Genomic DNA, 17,519 nt, shown 5'->3' with positions numbered 1-17,519 from the left:
CTTACTGGTCCAGAAAGCTGCGCAGCTTGCGCGAGCGCGACGGATGCTTGAGCTTACGCAGTGCCTTGGCTTCGATCTGACGAATGCGTTCGCGGGTCACGCTGAACTGCTGGCCAACCTCTTCAAGCGTGTGATCGGTGTTCATGCCAATGCCAAAGCGCATCCGCAGAACCCGCTCTTCGCGCGGCGTCAGCGACGACAGAACCCGTGTCGTGGTTTCCTTCAGGTTTTCCTGAATGGCGGAATCCAGCGGCAGGATCGCGTTCTTGTCTTCGATGAAATCGCCAAGCTGGCTGTCTTCCTCGTCGCCGATCGGCGTCTCGAGCGAGATCGGCTCCTTGGCGATCTTCATCACCTTGCGGACCTTCTCGAGCGGCATCTGCAGCTTTTCCGCCAGCTCTTCCGGGGTCGGCTCGCGGCCAATCTCGTGCAGCATCTGGCGGCCAGTGCGGACCAGCTTGTTGATCGTCTCGATCATGTGCACCGGGATACGGATGGTGCGCGCCTGATCCGCAATGGACCGGGTGATCGCCTGCCGGATCCACCACGTTGCATAGGTCGAGAACTTGTAGCCACGGCGGTATTCGAACTTGTCCACCGCCTTCATCAGGCCGATGTTGCCTTCCTGAATGAGGTCGAGGAACTGCAGACCGCGGTTGGTGTATTTCTTGGCGATCGAGATCACCAGACGCAGGTTCGCCTCGACCATTTCCTTCTTGGCCTGACGCGCCTCTTTCTCGCCCTTCTGCACCTGATTCACGATGCGGCGGAATTCGCTGATATCAAGGCCGACATACTGGCCGACCTGCGCCATGTCGGAGCGCAGCGCTTCGACCTTGTCCGAGAACCGCTCGATGAACATCTGCCAGGCGCGGCCCGGCTTTTCGTTCATCCGCTCCATCCAGTTGGGATCAAGCTCGCGGCCACGGTATTCATCGACGAATTCGCGGCGGTTGATGCGGGCCTGATCGGCCAGCTTCACCATCGCCGAGTCGATCGACATGATGCGCTTGTTGATGCCGTAAAGCTGGTCGATCAGCGCTTCGATGCGGTTGTTGTGCAGGTGCAGCCCGTTCACCAGCTCGACGATCTCGCCGCGCAGCTTCTGGTAAATGACCTCGTCATCGGCGTCGAAGGTGCCATCCTCGTTCAGGGTCGCGCTGATGCGCGCGTCCTGCATGGCGGCAAGGTTCTCGTAATCCTGCGCGATGCGATCCAGCGTTTCCAGCACGCGCGGCTTGAGCGCGGCTTCCATCGCCGCAAGCGACATGTTCGCCTGCTCGTCCTCATCCTCGTCGTCGTCGGTGCGGATCGGGTTGCCGTCAGCGTCCAGCTCGGGCTCGTCGCGCTTGGGCTTTTCCACCGTGGCGCCCGAGGTGTCGATCACCGGCTCTTCAAGACCGCCCTCTTCGTCAAGCTGGTTGCCGAAGGTGGTTTCAAGGTCGATCACATCGCGCAGCAGGATGTCTTCGGACAGAAGTTCCTCGCGCCAGATGGTGATCGCCTGAAAGGTCAGCGGGCTTTCGCACAGCCCGAGGATCATCGTGTTGCGACCGGCCTCGATGCGCTTGGCGATGGCGATTTCGCCTTCGCGCGACAGCAGCTCAACGCTGCCCATCTCGCGCAAGTACATGCGCACCGGATCATCGGTCCGGTCGAGCTTTTCAGTCGCGCCGGACGACAGCGCCACGTCCTTGCCGCGCGAGGCGTCGACAAGTTCGGTCGAGCCCTTGTTCGGGCTGTTGCCGTCTTCGTCGGCTTCCTCGTCTTCCTCGGTGACCTGAATGCCCATTTCCGAGAGCATCGACATCACGTCTTCGATCTGGTCGGAAGAGACCTGATCGGGCGGAAGAACCTGGTTCAGCTGATCGTAGGTGATGTAGCCACGCTCGCGCGCCTCTGCGATCATCTTCTTGACCGCGGCCTGGCTCATGTCGAGGCTGTGCGCGTCGTCAGAGGTGTCCGGCTTGGCGTCGTCGTTGTCTTTGGCTGCCATTAGAAGAAGTGCTCCATCCGAGGGAGGCGGCCCCGTCGGGCCGGCGTTCACGCGATAAGATTGATTCGATTCCCCGAATCATGATGGGAATCGACTGATTCGGCCAGAGATCCTAGCGCGATTTCCTCCATAATTTCTGACCGAACATCTAGTTCGGCCCTTTTGAAAAGCGAATCTGGTCCCAGATGGCCTCGGCCCGCTTCTTTTCCTCCCTGTCGATTCGCATCCCGTTGGGGGCGATCTCAAAGTCGGTCTGGGCCTCGTCCTTGCGCAGGACAGCCTCGTTGCGGGCCTTTGCGGCCTGGCCGAGCCGCCATGTCAGCGCCTCGTCCGCGAGATCCCGTAGATCCTCTTCCGCCTCGTCTATCTCGGCGGCCAGCCCTTTCTGCGCGTCGATCTTGCCCAGCTCCTCCGCCACCGTCAGGCGGGCGAGCGAGATGTCACCGGGCGTGCGCAGGCAGGGAACGATTGCCACATGGCGTGCCGAGAGCAAGGTTTCAAGAGCCATCGGCCCGATTGCCTGCTCGCAGGCGTCGCGCAGTGCGCCCGGTTCGGTCTCGCGGCAGCGCATCAACACATCACGCAGGGCGGCGCGATCGGGGTCGGCGCAGTCGAGCGAATCAAGCTGATGCTCGAATTCGGGGATCAGCTCGGGCATGGTCAGCAACACGGCGAGAATTACCGCCTCGCGCAGCTCGGCCTCGGCGTGCTCTCCGGCAGAGGCCAGAAGCGAGGCCCGCGCGCTGGAGGTCGAGGGCAGCGGCGCGTCCCATTTGCGCCACTTGCCCTTGCCGCGCGCGCCGCCTTGATACCCCTGCCCGCCCTGAAAGCCGCGCTGCTGGCGTTGCGGGCGGAACAGCTGGTAGCGCAGTTCCTTGATCTCGTCGCCGTAATGGCGACGCAGGCCCTGATCCTGAATGGCGCGCAGCACGTCGCGCAGCCGGGCATCCAGCGTCGCCTTGCGCTCGGGGCTGTCGAACACCTTGGCTTCGGTCTCGCGCCGCCAGAGCAGCTGCACCATGGGCAGCGCCGCATCCAGCACCTTGGTCACGGCGCCCGCGCCTTCGGCGCGCAAAAGATCGTCCGGGTCCTTGCCTTCGGGCATCAGGGCAAAGCGCAGCGATTTGCCCGCCTCGAGCAGCGGCAGCGCAAGGTCGATCACCCGGTAGGCCGCCCGCAGCCCCGCCTTGTCGCCATCCAGCGCCATGACAGGTTCCCCTGACACGCGCCAGATCAGCTGAAGCTGGCTTTCGGTCACCGCCGTGCCCAAAGGCGCGACGGCGGCGCCAAAGCCCGCTTCGGACAGCGCGATCACGTCCATGTAGCCCTCGGCCACCACCAGCCGCTGCCCCTTGCCCGCCGCTTCGCGCGCGGCGCGCAGGTTGTAGAGGTTGCGCCCCTTGTCGAACAGCTCGGTCTCGGGGGAATTGAGGTATTTGGCGTTGTCGTTCGGATCCATCGCGCGCCCGCCAAAGGCGATGGCGCGGCCCCGACCGTCGCGGATGGGGAACATGATACGATTGCGGAACACGTCGTAGGGATCGCGCCCCTTGTCCGAGGCGCGCGTCAGCCCGACCGCAAGCATCAGCTCGTCCGACACCCCCTGCCCGCGCAGATGGTCGCGCAGGTTCTGCCAGCCCTCGGGGGCGAAGCCGATCTCGAAACGGTCCCGCACCTCTGCCGACAGGCCGCGCCGGTCAAGATAGCTGCGCGCCTGCGCCGCCGCCCCGCCGTTCAGCTGCATCCGGAACCAGCGCACCGCCTGCTCCATGATCTCGGCCAGCTCTTCGTGGCGCGAGGCCTTCTTTGCCGCCTGCGGATCGCGCGCGGGCATGGGCATGCCAGCCTCGCGGGCAAGGATCTCGATCGCTTCCATGAATTCGACGTTCTCGGATTCGCGGATGAAGGAAATCGCGTCGCCCTTCGCCTGACAGCCAAAGCAGTAGTAATAGCCCTTGCGGTCATCGACATGGAACGAGGCGGATTTTTCCTGATGGAACGGGCATGGCGCCCACATGTCGCCCTTGGCCTGATTGGATTTGCGCGTATCCCACATGACCTTGCGCCCCACGACCTGAGACAGGCTCGTGCGGTTGCGCAACTCGTCAAGGAAACCGGGGGGAAGACTCATGGGGCGAATATCCACCCAGCCGCGCCCCGAGTCCAGACACCGCGTTGTGGCGTCCCGCGCATCACCGGCCCGCCCGCGCTATTGCGCCTCACATTGGGTTTTCCAAGCCGCGCCCACCGCCGGGGTCAGCTGGTCCTTTGGCAGCGACCACACCCATTCGACCAGCATGTCGCCCGCCTCGCGCCCGAGGCGCTCGCGCAGCGGCGCGCGAGCCTTGGCCCTGCTTTGCCCGTCGGCGCGGGCGGCCACCGTTTCGGCAACCAGCCGCGCGGTGAGGTCGCAGGTGCTTTCGCTCTGCACCATTTCGCCCTGCCCCGTTTTGCCATGGCCCGTTTCGCCCCGCCCTGTTTCGCCCAGAGCAGGCCCTGCCAGCAGCAGGGCACCAACAATCCATAAAGCGCGCATCACCATCCCCTCAAAAGAACACCGCGCCGCATACAGCAAGCGGCCCCGCCTGTCACGACGAGGCCGATGCCCTTGCGTCAGTACAGCGTCACCCCCCCCCGGCATCGGCATCCGGGGCCGAAAGCACCAGCGCGTCGCCAAGACGCTTTGCACAGCCTGCGCCGGACGCGCCCCGATCCGCAAGGGCGTCACCGCCCCGGCCACCACCCGCCGGAAATCGCGCAAGGCAGGTCATTCGCCTGCCACCCAGCCCGGCAAACCGCGTGTTCGCCGGGCTGAATTGCGCAGAGATGCCTCAAAGCCCCTTGGCGCGGTAGCTTTTCGCCACGCGGTCGATGGCGGTGATAAAGGCAGCGGTGCGCAGATCGGAGACATCGTCGCGCCCATGCCAGACCTCGCGCATCGACTGATAGGCGGTGCGCATCGTGTCATCGAGCCCCGAGCGCACCAGTTCCAGCTCGTCGGCGCCGCGCAGGTACTTGTCCTTGAACGTAGGCGACAGCGACCACCTATCCCCCATCGCCGCATCGAGCCGTTCCAGCTCGTCGACGACAAGCTGGTGGCGCGCCTCTTCCTGACGGCGCTGCATCCGGCCAAAGCGGATATGGCTGAGGTTCTTGACCCATTCGAAATACGACACCGTCACCCCGCCCGCATTGGCGAACAGGTCGGGGATGATGACCGTGCCGCGGGCGCGCAGAATATCGTCGGCCCCGGCGGTGATCGGGCCATTGGCCGCCTCAAGGATCAGCGGCGCCTTTATCCGGTGCACATTGGACAGGTTGATCACCCCTTCCAACGCCGCCGGGATCAGGATGTCGCAGTCAGCCTCGAGCACCGAGGCGCCAGAGGCCACGGTGTTGGGCTCGTGATAGCCGGTCAGCCCGCCGTGGCGCACCAGCCAGTCGCGCACCTGCTCGACGTGAAGCCCATCCGGATCGTACAATGCGCCGTCGCGTTCGACGATGCCGACGATCAGCGCGCCGTCTTCCTCGGACAGGAACTTGGCCGCGTGATAGCCAACATTGCCCAGCCCCTGCACCACGATCCGCTTGCCATCGAGCTTGCCCGACAGACCCGCCGCCGCCACGTCCTCGGGGTGGCGGAAGAATTCACGCAGGGCGTATTGCACGCCGCGCCCGGTCGCCTCCGTGCGGCCCTGAATGCCGCCGGCATTGATCGGCTTGCCGGTCACGCAGGCGCGGGAATTGATGTCGGTGGTGTTCATCCGGGCATATTGATCGGCGATCCACGCCATTTCCCGCTCGCCGGTGCCCATGTCGGGCGCGGGCACGTTTTGGCTCGGGTGGATCAGATCGCGCTTGATCAGCTCGTAGGCAAAGCGCCGGGTGATCAGTTCCAGCTCGTGCTCGTCATATTCGCGCGGATCGATGCAAAGCCCGCCCTTCGATCCGCCGAACGGCGTCTCGACCAGCGCGCATTTGTAGGTCATCAGCGCCGCCAGCGCCTCGACCTCGTCCTGATCGACCGAGGCGGCGTAGCGGATGCCGCCCTTGACAGGCTCCATATGTTCGGAATGCACCGCACGGTAGCCGGTAAAGGTCTGGAGCTGCCCGCGCAGCCGCACCCCGAAGCGCACCGTATAGGTGGCGTTGCACACGCGGATCTTCTGTTCGAGCCCCGGGGGCAGATCCATCAGCGCCGCGGCGCGGTTGAACATCAGATCGACGCTCTGACGGAATGTCGGCTCATTTGCCGGTGCTGCGCACATGTCGGTCTCCTCCCGTTTTGGCGAATGCAAAGAGGGCCTGCTCTGCCCTGATTCTGCCAGGAACAGCTTCGCAGAGAATGGTTTCCAATCTCAGAAGCCGTGAACGATTCTCTTTTTCAACAAACTTGCACCTTCTTTGCAGGGTTTGGGAAACCAGTTTCCCGCCGATTGTCCGGCCCGCCGAAACAGACCCGCGCAAGCGCCCAGATCTGTTTCCACAAATACCATTAATATCAAATACTTCCCATAAACTTCGCCCTATTCCTGCCATGAAACAAGGGCATAGTCTGGCCATTCTAAAAAGTGCCATGTGGGGGCATTTCCGGGGCCTGCGCCCGGAAGGAAGGAACCGGGATGACTCAGATTCGTTCTTCATGGGAGAACGCCCAGGCGCCGCGGACCGAGACTGCCATCTCGGCCCTGAGCAGCAGCCTTCGCAACTTCGCAACCCGCGATGATGGCAACATGACGCTTATGGCGCTGTTCCTCGTTACCCTGATGCTGATCTTCGGCGGCTTCAGCATCGACATCATGTATGCCGAGCTGAACCGCAACAAGATCCAGAACACGCTCGATCGTGCCGTGCTGGCGGCGGCCGACCTCGACAACACGCTCGACGCAACCGGGGTGGTCGAGGATTACATGGCCAAGATGGGGGTCGGCGAAGCGCTGATCCGCGTTGATGCGCAAAGCACGCTGACCTCGAAGACGGTGACCGGCGAGGGCTACAAGACCATGCCGTCGAACCTGTCGCAGGTCGCGCTGCCGGTCAAAGCCTTGCAGGAATTCATCGAGCGGACCAAGACGCTTCAGGCATATGGCCTGTCGACCGCTGTTGAAAAGTTCAACAAGGTCGAAATCTCGCTCGTGCTCGACGTCTCTGGCTCGATGGATGACGGCGACAAGATGTCCTCGATGCAGGATGCGGCTGCGCTGTTCATCGACACCGTGCTGGCGGATGGCGCCCTGGATTACACGTCGGTCAATCTTGTGCCCTATTCGGAACAGGTCAACGCCGGCCCCGAGATCCTGAGCTACATGAACGTCGACTGGATGCACGGCTATTCGCACTGCCTCGAATTCCCGAACGCGCTGTTCACCGAGACCGGGCTGAGCCTCAGCACCCAGTTCGAGCAGATGCAGCATTACCAGTGGAACTATGACGGCTCGAACAACTCGCTGAGCGATACCATCTGCCCGCGCTACGAGTACGAGCGCATCAGGCCATGGAGCAACGATGCCACCGCGCTGAAAACGCAGATCTACAGCCTTCAGCCGCGCGCCGGCACCTCGATCTTTCTCGGGATGAAATGGGGCACCGCGCTGCTTGACCCGTCAACGCAACCCATGGTCTCGGGGATGATCGCGGACAACACGGTCGATACGGTGTTCGAGGGCCGCCCGGCCGCCTATGACGACGGCGAGACCGCCAAGGCCATCGTGCTGATGACCGACGGGCAGCACGACCGGTCGTTCCGCATTCAGGACTGGGCCTATAATTCCGACAGCGAATACGTGCACTGGAGCAAGTACAACCTCTGGTACTACCTCAATCGCTACGTGAAATCTTCAAGCCGCTCTGGATTCTACACCCAGAAATACGACGCCACTACCGGCGATTCGCTGCTGAGCAGCATCTGCACTGCGGCCAAGAACCAAGGCATCGTAATCTGGACCATCGGCTTCGAGACCACCGAACATGGTGGTGACGTGATGAAAGCCTGCGCCTCGTCGCAGTCGCATTACTACGCGGTCGACCGCACCCAGATCGCCGCCACCTTCAAGTCCATCGCCGGATCCATCAATCAGCTGAAGCTTATCCAATGACACATGCCGTCCTGAAAAAACTGCGCCGCTTCTGCGTCAGCGAAGACGGCACCGGAGTTGTCCCCGTCATCCTCTGGACCCCGCTGATGCTGGGCATCGCCGTCTCGACCGTCGATCTTGGCGCCTACACGCTGCGTCAGGTCTCGCTCGAACGGGCGCTTGATCAGGCCATCCGCGAGGTCAAGCTCGACACCAGTACGGTCTGGACCCACGACGCGCTCAAGACGGAAATCTGCGCGCGCTCGTCGGTCCTGACCAACTGCAACGAGCTGCTGAACCTCGAGATGCTGGGGGTCGACATGCGCGACTACGTGGCGCCGGACGACAAGCCATCGTGCACCGACACCATCAAGCTGTTCACCGTCAGCAACGAAATCGGCGAAGACATTCCGCTGACAGACCGCCTGACCCCGGCGCGCAACTTCCAGAACGGCATCGCGCACCAGACCATGATCCTGCGCGCCTGCTACAAGTACAAGACCGCCACGCCGGGATCTTTCCTCGCCGGGGCCGGCGTCTCGGACGAGCTGGGCTACACCGCCGTGGTGTCGACCGGCATCTTCGTTTACGAACCAACCTGAGGGCAGTGTGATGTTAAATGTTACCGCAATTTCGACATCGCTGCGCCACGGGCTGCGTCGCTTCGCCAAGGATACCGAAGGCTACACCACCGTCGAGGTGGCGATCATCCTGCCGACCCTGTTCACGCTGTTCGCCGCAAGCTGGATCTACTTCGACGTCTTCCGCCAGCAGGCGGTGGGCCAGAAGGCAAATTTTGCCATCGGCGACATGCTGTCGCGCGAAACTGACGAGCTGAACGACGCCTATATCGACAACACCTACAAGATGCTGGCGCTGCTGACGCACACCGGCACCGAGCCCGTGAGCAGAACCATCAGCACCACGGTCACCGACACCGATGGCCTTGAATCCGTCCAAACAGAGACCATCAGCGCCTATGACATCTCGATGCGCATCACAGTGGTCAAGAATGTGCTTTACGCGGATGGCAGCAACGCGCTGGCGGTGAAGTGGTCCGAGGCCCGCGGCGGCATGATCCCGATGAGCAACAGCAATCTAAGCAGCAACTATGCGGCGCGAATCCCCGAGATGCAGTCGGGCGACGAGGTGATCCTCGTTGAAACCAGCGAACACTGGACCCCGGCGCTGCGCATCGTGGGGCTGCGCAACAGCGCGCCGGGCCTCGGAGAGATGGAGCTGACCACCTACAGCTTCACCCGCCCGCGCTATACCAATCAGGTGTCGTGGGAAGGGCTGGACGAAGGGCTCTACATCGATGCTCTGGTATCCGACAGCACCTCGGCAGAGGGCAACATCGATGGCACCGACAACAACGAAGCCACCTCGGATTATCCCGACCGCGATCACCGCGGCTAGAACCGCAGCCCCCATGGCAGCGCGCACCGGCCCTTTGGGGCCGGCGCCGGCGTTTCAGGGCGCCCGGCGTCGCGGATCAGCTGCCTGACTGGCGGGCGACCAGAATGGCGAGCGCATCGGCCAGCGGCTTTGAATCGCGCCCCGCCGTGACCCCGCCCACCGCGACGCGGCGTCCAAACCGCCACCACAGGCCGGGGTGCCACGCCCGCGGGCCGGGCGTCTTGAGCCGGATGACAAAGCCGTTCGACGGCTTCATCGCGAACATCGAGCGATCGACCTTCTGGATGTCATCGACGCGGGCCAGCACCGCGCCGGTGCTGTCGCGCAGCTCGACGTCGGTCAGCACCAGATTGCGGGCGGTGTCACGCCACATCCGGACCGCCATCCACAGCGCCGCCGCCCCCATCAGCGCCAGCGACAGCTGCCAGGCCAGGCCTGCGGCGGGCTGGCTCGCCGCCATCCAGACCAGCAACCCCCCAAGCAGCCCCAGCGTGCCCACGCCCGTCACCCGCCGGGCGCCGGATGTGCTTACGGTCGCAATGATCTCTTCGCTCATTCTGCCCCCCTTGGCGTTCAGTCCCGGCGTGGATCGCGCGGGTAGACCCCGAGGATTTCAAGCCGCTCGGTGAAATAGTCCAGTTCCTCAAGCGCGCGGGCCACGGCCGGATCCTCCGGATGGCCCTCGATATCGGCATAAAACTGCGATGCCTCGAACGAGCCGCCGACCATGTAGCTTTCCAGCTTGGTCATGTTGACGCCATTGGTGGCAAAGCCGCCAAGCCCCTTGTACAGCGCCGCCGGGATGTTGCGCACCTGAAAGATGAAAGTGGTCATCATGCCGTGGCTGCCGCGCCGGGACAGGTCTGCATCGGGCGACATGATCACGAAACGGGTGGTGTTGTGGGCGTGGTCCTCGATATGCCGTGCAAGGATCTCCAGCCCGTAGGTCTCGGCCGCCAGATCCGACGCCAGCACACCCATCGTGCGATCGCCGCTGCGCGCAAGCTCTGCCGCCGCCCCGGCGCTGTCGGCATAGGCTTCGCCGCGAATGCCGTATTTGGTCAGAAAGCTGGCCGCCTGTGGCAGCAGCACCACATGGGCGCGCACATTTTTCAGCTCTTGCAGCGTCACGCCCGGCAGCGCCATCAACGAGATATGCACCCGCACAAAGGCCTCGCCGACAATGCGCAGGCCGCTTTCGGGCAGCAGGCGGTGGATGTCGGCGACCCGCCCATAGGTGGTATTTTCGACCGGCAGCATCGCCAGCGCGGCCTCGCCCGAGCGCACCGCCGCGATGACATCCTCGAAGGTCGCGCAGGGCAGCGGCTCCATATCGGGGCGGGCATTTGCACAGGCTTCGTGCGAATAGGCGCCAAGCTCTCCCTGAAAAGCGATACGGTTGCTCATGTCATACTCATCCGGTCAGTGATGTTTTGCACACGCAATGCGGTTGGTGCACATTTGGTCGCGCCTCATATACCTTGCCAGAAACCATGGGAACCCGTAGAAAACCGCGAGGAGAACTTAGGGATACGCGATCATGTTCGACACGATGACGATGACCAAGGCCGTTGGCGGCGCATGTGGCGCGCTTCTGGTCTACCTGCTGGGCAGCTGGGTTGGTGAATCCCTGTACAGCATGGGTGGCCATGGCGAAGAACACGCGGCGGCCTATGTGATCGACACCGGCAGCGAGGGCGGCGGCGCCGAAGAAGAAGCCCCGGTCGATTTCGCCACCCTCATGGCCAGCGCCGATGCCGGCGCGGGCGAGAAAGTGTTCGGCAAGTGCCGCGCCTGCCACAAGGTTGACGGCAGCAATGCCACCGGCCCGCATCTTGACGGCGTGGTGAGCCGCCCGGTCAACGCGGTCGACGGCTTCAACTATTCCGGCGCGCTGCTGCAGGTGGGCGACACATGGACGCCCGAGAACCTGTTCAACTTCCTCGAAAGCCCCAAGGCGGCTGCTCCGGGCACCACCATGAGCTTTGCCGGGCTGAGAAAGCCCGAAGACCGGGTGAACCTGATCGCCTATCTCGACGGTCTCGACGGCTGATCGACACCGGCGCAAGGCAGGGGACAGGGGGCCGCGGATCGTCACGGCCCTTGCGATACCGGACCGCCCAGCTGCAAGATCGCCCGGCACATCGCGGGGCGATCACGCAAACTCTAGCAATGATCGCTTGAACATGGCCCTGTGGCTCTCGTAGCTTGCACAGGCGGCAGACTGTCGCCGAACGGACTCGCCACAACAGCCACAGACAGGGAGATCTCATGATCCGGACGACGCGCGCCGCAGCCACCCGACCCGCCCGTTTCTTTGGATCTTCGATCCCCAAGTTTGGCCTTGCGCTTGCTCTGGCCCTTGCCAGCCCGGCCTTGGCACAGGATGACACCGTCATTCACGCCCATGGCGTGTCGTCCTTTGGCGAGCTGAAATACCCCGAAGGCTTCGCGCATTTCGATTACGTCAACCCGGACGCCCCCAAGGGCGGCGAGATGTCGACATGGGCCTTCGGCACCTTCGACAGCCTGACGCCGTTCATCCTCAAGGGTAACGCTGCGGCGCTGTCTTCGGTGTTCTACGACAGCCTGCTGACCGGCACGCTGGACGAGCCCGACAGCATGTACGGCCTGCTGGCAAGCAGCGTGGAATACCCCGAAAGCCGCGAGTGGATCATCTTTCACATGCGCCCCGAGGCAACCTTTCGCGACGGCTCTCCCGTCACCGCGCAGGACGTGGTGTTCAGCTTCGAAACGCTGGTCGACAAGGGCCTGCCCAGCTTCAGGGTGCAGTTCAAGGACATCCTCGGCGCCGAGGCGCTGGATGCCCATACGGTGAAATTCACCTTCAACCCCGACGGGCCGCTGCGCGAATTGCTGATGACGGCGGGCGGGCTGCCGGTGTTCTCGAAAGACTGGTACGCGGATCGCGACTTTGCCGAAAGCAGCCTCGAGCCACCGATGGGATCGGGCCAGTACGAATTGCTGTCGGTCGATCCGGGGCGCTCGGTGGCTTACAAGCGGCGCGACGATTACTGGGGCAAGGATCTGCCGGTGAATGTCGGGCAGAACAATTTCGACGTGCTGCGCGTCGAATATTTCGCCGATTACACCACCGCCTTCGAGGCGTTCAAGGGCGGCGCCTATACCTACCGCGAGGAATTCCTGTCGAAGCTCTGGGCCACCGGCTATGATTTCCCTGCCACGCAGGACGGCACGATCAAGGTCGACACCCTGCCCGATGGTCGACCGGCGGGCACGCAGGGGTTCTTTTTCAACCTGCGCCGCGACAAGTTTGCCGATCCGCGCGTGCGCGAGGCAATCGGCATGGCGTTCAATTTCGAATGGTCCAATGAAAGCCTGTTCTACGGGCTTTACGAGCGCACCGACAGCTTCTGGGAAAACTCGCAGACACTTCAGGCGACGGGGATGCCCTCGCCCGAGGAACTGGAATTGCTTGAACCGCTGCGCGAGTACATCCCCGAAACCGTGTTCAGCGAACCGGCCTATGTGCCCCCGGTGTCCAGCGTCGAAGACCTTGCCGACCGCCGCAGCCTGCGCGCGGCCGGCAAGCTGCTCGAAGATGCGGGCTGGATCGTCGGCGATGACGGGTTCCGTTACAAGGACGGCCAGCGGCTGACCCTCGAGGTGCTCAACGACAGCCCCTCGTTCGACCGCATCATCAACCCGATGATCGACAACCTCGGGCGGCTGGGGATCGAAGCCACGGCCAACCGCGTCGATTCCGCCGAAGCGCAGGAGCGCGAAAAGAACTTCAACTTCGATATCGTCACCCAGCGCTTTTCCATGAGCCAGACCCCCGGCGACGAGCTGCGCTCGGTCTTTGGCTCGGAAACCGCCGATGTGCCCGGCTCGATGAACACTGCGGGGCTCAAGAACGAGGCGGTCGACCGTCTGATCCGCATCATCGCCGATGCCGAAAGCCGCGAAGACATGACCGTGGCGGTGCATGCGCTAGACCGGGTGCTGAGGGCGCTGCACATCTGGGTGCCGCAATGGTACAAGGGCGTGCACAACATCGCCTATCTGGATGTTTATGACCGCCCCTCCGACACGCCGCCCCCGCAAGGGCTGGGCGAGATGTCGATCTGGTGGTGGGACACGGCCAAGGCCGACGCGCTGCGCGCCGCAGGAAAGCTGTAACCCCCTATGGGCGCCTATATTCTCAGACGACTGCTGCTGATCATCCCGACCCTACTGGGGATCATGATCATTAACTTCACGCTGGTTCAGTTCGTGCCCGGCGGGCCGATCGAGCAGATCATTGCGCAGGTTCAGGGCGGCGGCGACGTGTTCGAGGGCTTCTCGGGTGGCGGCGGCGAGGTGGCGGCCGGTGGCGGCGGCGGCGCGGATCAATACGCCGGGGCGCGGGGCCTGCCTGCCGATTTCATCGCCGATCTCGAAAAGGAATTCGGCTTCGACAAGCCCCCAATCGAACGTTTCCTGACCATGCTGTGGAGTTACATGCGTTTCGATTTCGGCGAGAGTTACTTCCGCTCGATCTCGGTGATCGATCTGGTGATGGAAAAGATGCCGGTGTCGATCTCGCTGGGCCTGTGGTCAACGCTGATCGCCTATATCATCTCGATCCCGCTGGGCATCCGTAAGGCGGTCAAGGATGGCACCGCTTTTGATACATGGACATCCGGCGCGATCATCGTCGCCTATGCGATCCCCGGCTTCCTGTTCGCCATCCTGCTGCTGGTGCTGTTCGCGGGCGGCTCTTACTGGCAGATCTTCCCCATTCGCGGCCTGACCTCCGACAACTGGGAGGCGCTGAGCCGGCCCGCCAGGATCGCCGATTACTTCTGGCACATCACGCTGCCGGTGCTGGCCTCGACGATCTCGGCCTTTGCCACGCTGACGCTGCTGACCAAGAACAGCTTTCTCGACGAGATCAAGAAACACTACGTGATGACCGCCCGCGCCAAGGGGCTGACCGAACGCCGGGTGCTGTACGGCCATGTCTTCCGCAACGCCATGCTGATCGTCATCGCAGGCTTTCCGGCGGTGTTCATCGGCGTGTTCTTTTCCGGCAGCCTGATCATCGAGACGATCTTTTCGCTCGACGGGCTTGGCCGGCTGGGCTTCGAGGCCGCGGTGGCGCGCGATTACCCGGTGATCTTCGGCACGCTGTTCATATTCGGCCTCATTGGCCTTGTGGTCGGCATCCTGTCGGACCTGATGTATGTCCTCGTCGATCCGCGCATCGACTTCGAAAAGCGCGAGGGCTGAGATGAGCTACGAATCCTCTCCGCTGCGCCCCAACCCCGAACCGGGCGCAGGCCCGATCCCGCAGAGCCGGGCGCGCTTTGCCCTGTCGCCGCTGAACGCGCGGCGCTGGCGCAATTTCCGCCGCAACGGGCGGGCGTTCTGGTCGCTGGTGATCTTTACCATCCTGTTCACCCTGTCGCTGTTCGCCGAGTTCATCGCCAACGACAAGCCGATCCTCGTGAACTATCGCGGCGAGTACCGGATGCCGATCTTCAGCTTTTACGCCGAGACCGACTTTGGCGGCGATTTCCGCACCGAGGCCGCCTATCAGGACCCCGAGGTCAAATGCCTGATCCGCACCGGCGGGCTCGAGGCCTGTTTCGATGACCCCGACGGGCTGATCGCAAAGGTCGACGCGGGCGAGGATCTTGGCATTGATGCCCAGCCCGGCTGGATGCTCTGGCCGGTGATCCCCTACAGCTTCAACACCCCGGTGGATCGCCCCGGCGCCGCCCCCCTGCCCCCGAACGCGCAGAACTGGCTGGGCACCGATGACACCAAGCGCGATGTCGCGGCGCGGGTGCTGTACGGCTTTCGCCTGTCGATCCTGTTCACCCTGATCGTGACGGTCTGCGCCTCGCTGATCGGCATCATCGCCGGGGCGCTTCAGGGCTATTTCGGCGGCTGGCTCGACCTGATCTTTCAGCGGGTGATCGAGATCTGGTCATCGACCCCGTCGCTCTACATCATCATCATCCTCTTCGCCATTCTGGGCCGCAGTTTCTGGCTTCTGGTATTCCTGACCATCGCCTTTGGCTGGACGGCGCTGGTGGGCGTGGTGCGCGCCGAATTCCTGCGCGCGCGCAACCTTGAATACGTGCGCGCGGCCAAGGCGCTGGGGGTCAGCAACACCGTCATCATGTTCCGCCACATGCTGCCCAACGCCATGGTCGCCACCCTGACCATGCTGCCGTTCATCGTCACCGGCACGATCTCGACGCTGGCGGGGCTGGATTTCCTTGGCTTCGGGCTGCCGTCCTCGGCGCCGTCGCTGGGCGAGCTGACGCTTCAGGCGAAACAGAACCTGCAAGCGCCGTGGCTTGCCTTTACCGCCTTTACCGTGTTCGCGCTGATGCTCTCGCTGCTGGTCTTCATCTTTGAAGGCGTGCGCGATGCGTTCGACCCAAGGAAGACCTTTTCATGACCCTGCTCGATGTGCGCGACCTGAAGGTGAGCTTCCGGCAGGACGGCAAGACCTCGCAAGCGGTCAAGGGCGTATCGTTTTCGCTCGCCAAGGGCGAGACGGTGGCGCTGGTCGGCGAATCCGGGTCTGGCAAATCGGTGACGGCGCTGTCGACGGTGTCGCTGCTGGGAGATTCCGCGCTGGTCGAGGGCTCGGTGCAGTACAAGGGGGCCGAGATGATCGGTGCCTCGCCCGCCAAGCTGCGCGCGGTGCGCGGCAATGACATCAGCTTCATCTTTCAGGAACCGATGACCTCGCTCAACCCGCTGCACACGCTGGAAAAGCAGCTCGGCGAAAGCCTTGCGCTGCATCAGGGGCTGGTGGGCGATGCGGCGCAGGCGCGCATTCTGGAGTTGCTGACCAAGGTTGGCATCCGCGAGCCGGAAAGCCGGCTGTCGGCCTATCCGCACCAGCTGTCTGGCGGGCAGCGTCAGCGGGTGATGATCGCCATGGCGCTGGCCAACGGCCCGGACCTGCTGATCGCTGACGAGCCGACAACGGCGCTGGACGTGACCATTCAGGCGCAGATCCTTGAACTGCTGGCCGAGCTGAAGCGCTCGATGGGGCTGTCGATGCTGTTCATCACCCATGACCTGAAGATCGTGCGCAAGATCGCCGATCGGGTTTGCGTGATGAAACAGGGAGAGATCGTCGAGCAGGGCCCAACGGGCGAGCTGTTCGCCAACCCGCAGCACCCCTATACGCAGATGTTGATTTCCGCCGAAAGCAGCGGCCTGCCGAACCCGGTTGCGCCCGATGCCGAAGAGGTGGCGCGCACCGACAAGCTGAAGATCTGGTTCCCGATCCAGCGCGGCTTTCTGAAAAAGACGGTAGGCCATGTGAAGGCGGTGAACGAGGCCAGCTTTGCCGTGCGCGCCGGTGAAACCGTCGGCATCGTCGGCGAATCTGGCTCGGGCAAGACCACGCTGGCGCTGGCGGTGATGCGGCTGATCGCGTCCGAGGGTGGCATCACCTATCGCGGCCGCGACGTGCGCGGCTGGTCGACCCGCGAATTGCGCCGCCTGCGCAGCGAAATGCAGATCGTGTTTCAGGACCCGTTCGGCTCGCTCTCGCCGCGCATGACCTGCGAGCAGATCATCGCCGAGGGGCTGGGCGTGCATGGCTCGCCCGATGGCAAGCCGGCGGCACAGGCGGTCGAAGAGGTGATGCGCGAGGTTGGGCTCGATCCGGCGACAAAGCACCGCTACCCGCATGAATTCTCGGGCGGACAGCGCCAGCGCATCGCCATCGCGCGGGCCATGGTGCTGCGGCCCCGGCTGGTGGTGCTGGACGAGCCGACCTCGGCGCTGGACATGACGGTGCAGGTGCAGATCGTCGAGCTGCTGCGTGAATTGCAGCGCAAGTATGATCTGGCCTACCTGTTCATCTCGCATGACCTGAAGGTGGTGCAGGCGATGTCGCACAAGATCATCGTGATGAAACAGGGCGACGTGGTCGAAACCGGCGAGGCGGCAGCGATCTTTTCCAATCCGCAGACGGACTATACCCGCAAGCTGTTCGCGGCGGCCTTCGATCTGGCGGGATAACCCAG

Annotated in this window: 14 protein-coding genes; 8 read left to right on the top strand and 6 right to left on the bottom strand. The window is 63.4% G+C overall.

From position 1 onward, the window contains the following. Nucleotide 1: 1 nt before the first annotated feature. The 4 genes from rpoD to Q4543_RS07710 form a co-directional block, all read right to left on the bottom strand. Nucleotides 2-1,996, bottom strand: a complete 1,995-nt coding sequence (rpoD, locus tag Q4543_RS07725; RefSeq protein WP_216005036.1) for an RNA polymerase sigma factor RpoD — start codon at nucleotides 1,994-1,996, stop codon at nucleotides 2-4. Between the two features lie 148 nt (nucleotides 1,997-2,144). Continuing rightward, a complete protein-coding gene (dnaG, locus tag Q4543_RS07720) occupies nucleotides 2,145-4,127 on the bottom strand; it encodes a DNA primase (protein WP_303437242.1) in 1,983 nt (660 codons plus the stop codon). A gap of 78 nt (nucleotides 4,128-4,205) precedes the next feature. After that, nucleotides 4,206-4,532: a hypothetical protein gene (locus tag Q4543_RS07715; RefSeq protein ID WP_303437241.1), complete on the bottom strand. Its 327-nt coding sequence runs from the start codon at nucleotides 4,530-4,532 to the stop codon at nucleotides 4,206-4,208. 295 nt (nucleotides 4,533-4,827) lie between these two features. After that, on the bottom strand, nucleotides 4,828-6,264 hold the full coding sequence (locus Q4543_RS07710; protein WP_303437240.1) for a Glu/Leu/Phe/Val dehydrogenase: 1,437 nt from the start codon (nucleotides 6,262-6,264) through the stop codon (nucleotides 4,828-4,830). A gap of 354 nt (nucleotides 6,265-6,618) precedes the next feature. Here Q4543_RS07710 and Q4543_RS07705 point away from each other — a divergent pair, with 354 nt between their 5' ends. Genes Q4543_RS07705 through Q4543_RS07695 form a run of 3 tightly spaced genes read left to right on the top strand, consistent with a single transcriptional unit; the run spans nucleotide 6,619 to nucleotide 9,489 of the window. Further along, entirely contained in the window at nucleotides 6,619-8,091 is a 1,473-nt protein-coding gene (locus tag Q4543_RS07705; protein ID WP_303437239.1) for a TadE/TadG family type IV pilus assembly protein, read from the top strand. Further along, complete coding sequence (locus Q4543_RS07700; RefSeq protein WP_303437238.1) at nucleotides 8,088-8,672, top strand: TadE/TadG family type IV pilus assembly protein; 585 nt, start codon at nucleotides 8,088-8,090, stop codon at nucleotides 8,670-8,672. The genes Q4543_RS07705 and Q4543_RS07700 overlap by 4 nt, the downstream gene beginning before the upstream one ends. Nucleotides 8,673-8,682: 10 nt before the next feature. Next, nucleotides 8,683-9,489, top strand: coding sequence for a TadE/TadG family type IV pilus assembly protein (locus Q4543_RS07695; protein WP_303437237.1), 807 nt, complete (start codon nucleotides 8,683-8,685; stop codon nucleotides 9,487-9,489). Nucleotides 9,490-9,565: 76 nt separating this feature from the next. On the opposite strand, the gene Q4543_RS07690 is transcribed toward Q4543_RS07695, so the two are convergent. Both Q4543_RS07690 and Q4543_RS07685 read right to left on the bottom strand, forming a co-directional pair. Beyond that, on the bottom strand, nucleotides 9,566-10,045 hold the full coding sequence (locus tag Q4543_RS07690) for a hypothetical protein (protein WP_303437236.1): 480 nt from the start codon (nucleotides 10,043-10,045) through the stop codon (nucleotides 9,566-9,568). Between the two features lie 17 nt (nucleotides 10,046-10,062). Then, the gene (locus Q4543_RS07685) at nucleotides 10,063-10,896 is read right to left on the bottom strand and encodes a prephenate dehydratase (RefSeq protein ID WP_216005044.1); all 834 of its coding nucleotides are present in this window, start codon (nucleotides 10,894-10,896) and stop codon (nucleotides 10,063-10,065) included. Between the two features lie 133 nt (nucleotides 10,897-11,029). On the opposite strand from Q4543_RS07685, the gene Q4543_RS07680 reads away from it, so the two are divergent. The 5 genes from Q4543_RS07680 to Q4543_RS07660 all read left to right on the top strand — a co-directional run bounded on the left by Q4543_RS07680 (nucleotide 11,030) and on the right by Q4543_RS07660 (nucleotide 17,514). Then, nucleotides 11,030-11,542, top strand: coding sequence for a cytochrome c family protein (locus Q4543_RS07680; protein WP_216005045.1), 513 nt, complete (start codon nucleotides 11,030-11,032; stop codon nucleotides 11,540-11,542). 218 nt (nucleotides 11,543-11,760) lie between these two features. Next, the gene (locus Q4543_RS07675; RefSeq protein ID WP_303437235.1) at nucleotides 11,761-13,653 is read left to right on the top strand and encodes an extracellular solute-binding protein; all 1,893 of its coding nucleotides are present in this window, start codon (nucleotides 11,761-11,763) and stop codon (nucleotides 13,651-13,653) included. 6 nt (nucleotides 13,654-13,659) lie between these two features. Then, entirely contained in the window at nucleotides 13,660-14,745 is a 1,086-nt protein-coding gene (locus Q4543_RS07670) for a microcin C ABC transporter permease YejB (protein WP_303437234.1), read from the top strand. Between the two features lies 1 nt (nucleotide 14,746). Then, entirely contained in the window at nucleotides 14,747-15,928 is a 1,182-nt protein-coding gene (locus tag Q4543_RS07665; RefSeq protein WP_252737677.1) for an ABC transporter permease, read from the top strand. After that, the gene (locus Q4543_RS07660) at nucleotides 15,925-17,514 is read left to right on the top strand and encodes an ABC transporter ATP-binding protein (protein WP_303437232.1); all 1,590 of its coding nucleotides are present in this window, start codon (nucleotides 15,925-15,927) and stop codon (nucleotides 17,512-17,514) included. The genes Q4543_RS07665 and Q4543_RS07660 overlap by 4 nt, the downstream gene beginning before the upstream one ends. Nucleotides 17,515-17,519 lie beyond the last annotated feature (5 nt).

The organism is Salipiger sp. 1_MG-2023 (assembly GCF_030547555.1).
Lineage (GTDB): Bacteria > Pseudomonadota > Alphaproteobacteria > Rhodobacterales > Rhodobacteraceae > Salipiger.
The sequence above is the reverse complement of the archived record's forward strand: the minus strand, read 5'-3'. Positions and strand labels throughout refer to the sequence as shown.

Bases quoted from the DNA above. Each gene is read 5' to 3' on its own strand.
- Q4543_RS07685 (WP_216005044.1), bottom strand. From the start codon at position 10,896: ATGAGCAACCGTATCGCTTTTCAGGGAGAGCTTGGCGCCTATTCGCAC.
- Q4543_RS07695 (WP_303437237.1), top strand. From the start codon at position 8,683: ATGTTAAATGTTACCGCAATTTCGACATCGCTGCGCCACGGGCTGCGT.
- Q4543_RS07705 (WP_303437239.1), top strand. From the start codon at position 6,619: ATGACTCAGATTCGTTCTTCATGGGAGAACGCCCAGGCGCCGCGGACC.
- Q4543_RS07665 (WP_252737677.1), top strand. From the start codon at position 14,747: ATGAGCTACGAATCCTCTCCGCTGCGCCCCAACCCCGAACCGGGCGCA.
- Q4543_RS07710 (WP_303437240.1), bottom strand. From the start codon at position 6,264: ATGTGCGCAGCACCGGCAAATGAGCCGACATTCCGTCAGAGCGTCGAT.
- Q4543_RS07715 (WP_303437241.1), bottom strand. From the start codon at position 4,532: ATGCGCGCTTTATGGATTGTTGGTGCCCTGCTGCTGGCAGGGCCTGCT.
- Q4543_RS07700 (WP_303437238.1), top strand. From the start codon at position 8,088: ATGACACATGCCGTCCTGAAAAAACTGCGCCGCTTCTGCGTCAGCGAA.
- Q4543_RS07675 (WP_303437235.1), top strand. From the start codon at position 11,761: ATGATCCGGACGACGCGCGCCGCAGCCACCCGACCCGCCCGTTTCTTT.
- Q4543_RS07660 (WP_303437232.1), top strand. From the start codon at position 15,925: ATGACCCTGCTCGATGTGCGCGACCTGAAGGTGAGCTTCCGGCAGGAC.
- dnaG (WP_303437242.1), bottom strand. From the start codon at position 4,127: ATGAGTCTTCCCCCCGGTTTCCTTGACGAGTTGCGCAACCGCACGAGC.
- Q4543_RS07680 (WP_216005045.1), top strand. From the start codon at position 11,030: ATGTTCGACACGATGACGATGACCAAGGCCGTTGGCGGCGCATGTGGC.
- Q4543_RS07690 (WP_303437236.1), bottom strand. From the start codon at position 10,045: ATGAGCGAAGAGATCATTGCGACCGTAAGCACATCCGGCGCCCGGCGG.
- rpoD (WP_216005036.1), bottom strand. From the start codon at position 1,996: ATGGCAGCCAAAGACAACGACGACGCCAAGCCGGACACCTCTGACGAC.
- Q4543_RS07670 (WP_303437234.1), top strand. From the start codon at position 13,660: ATGGGCGCCTATATTCTCAGACGACTGCTGCTGATCATCCCGACCCTA.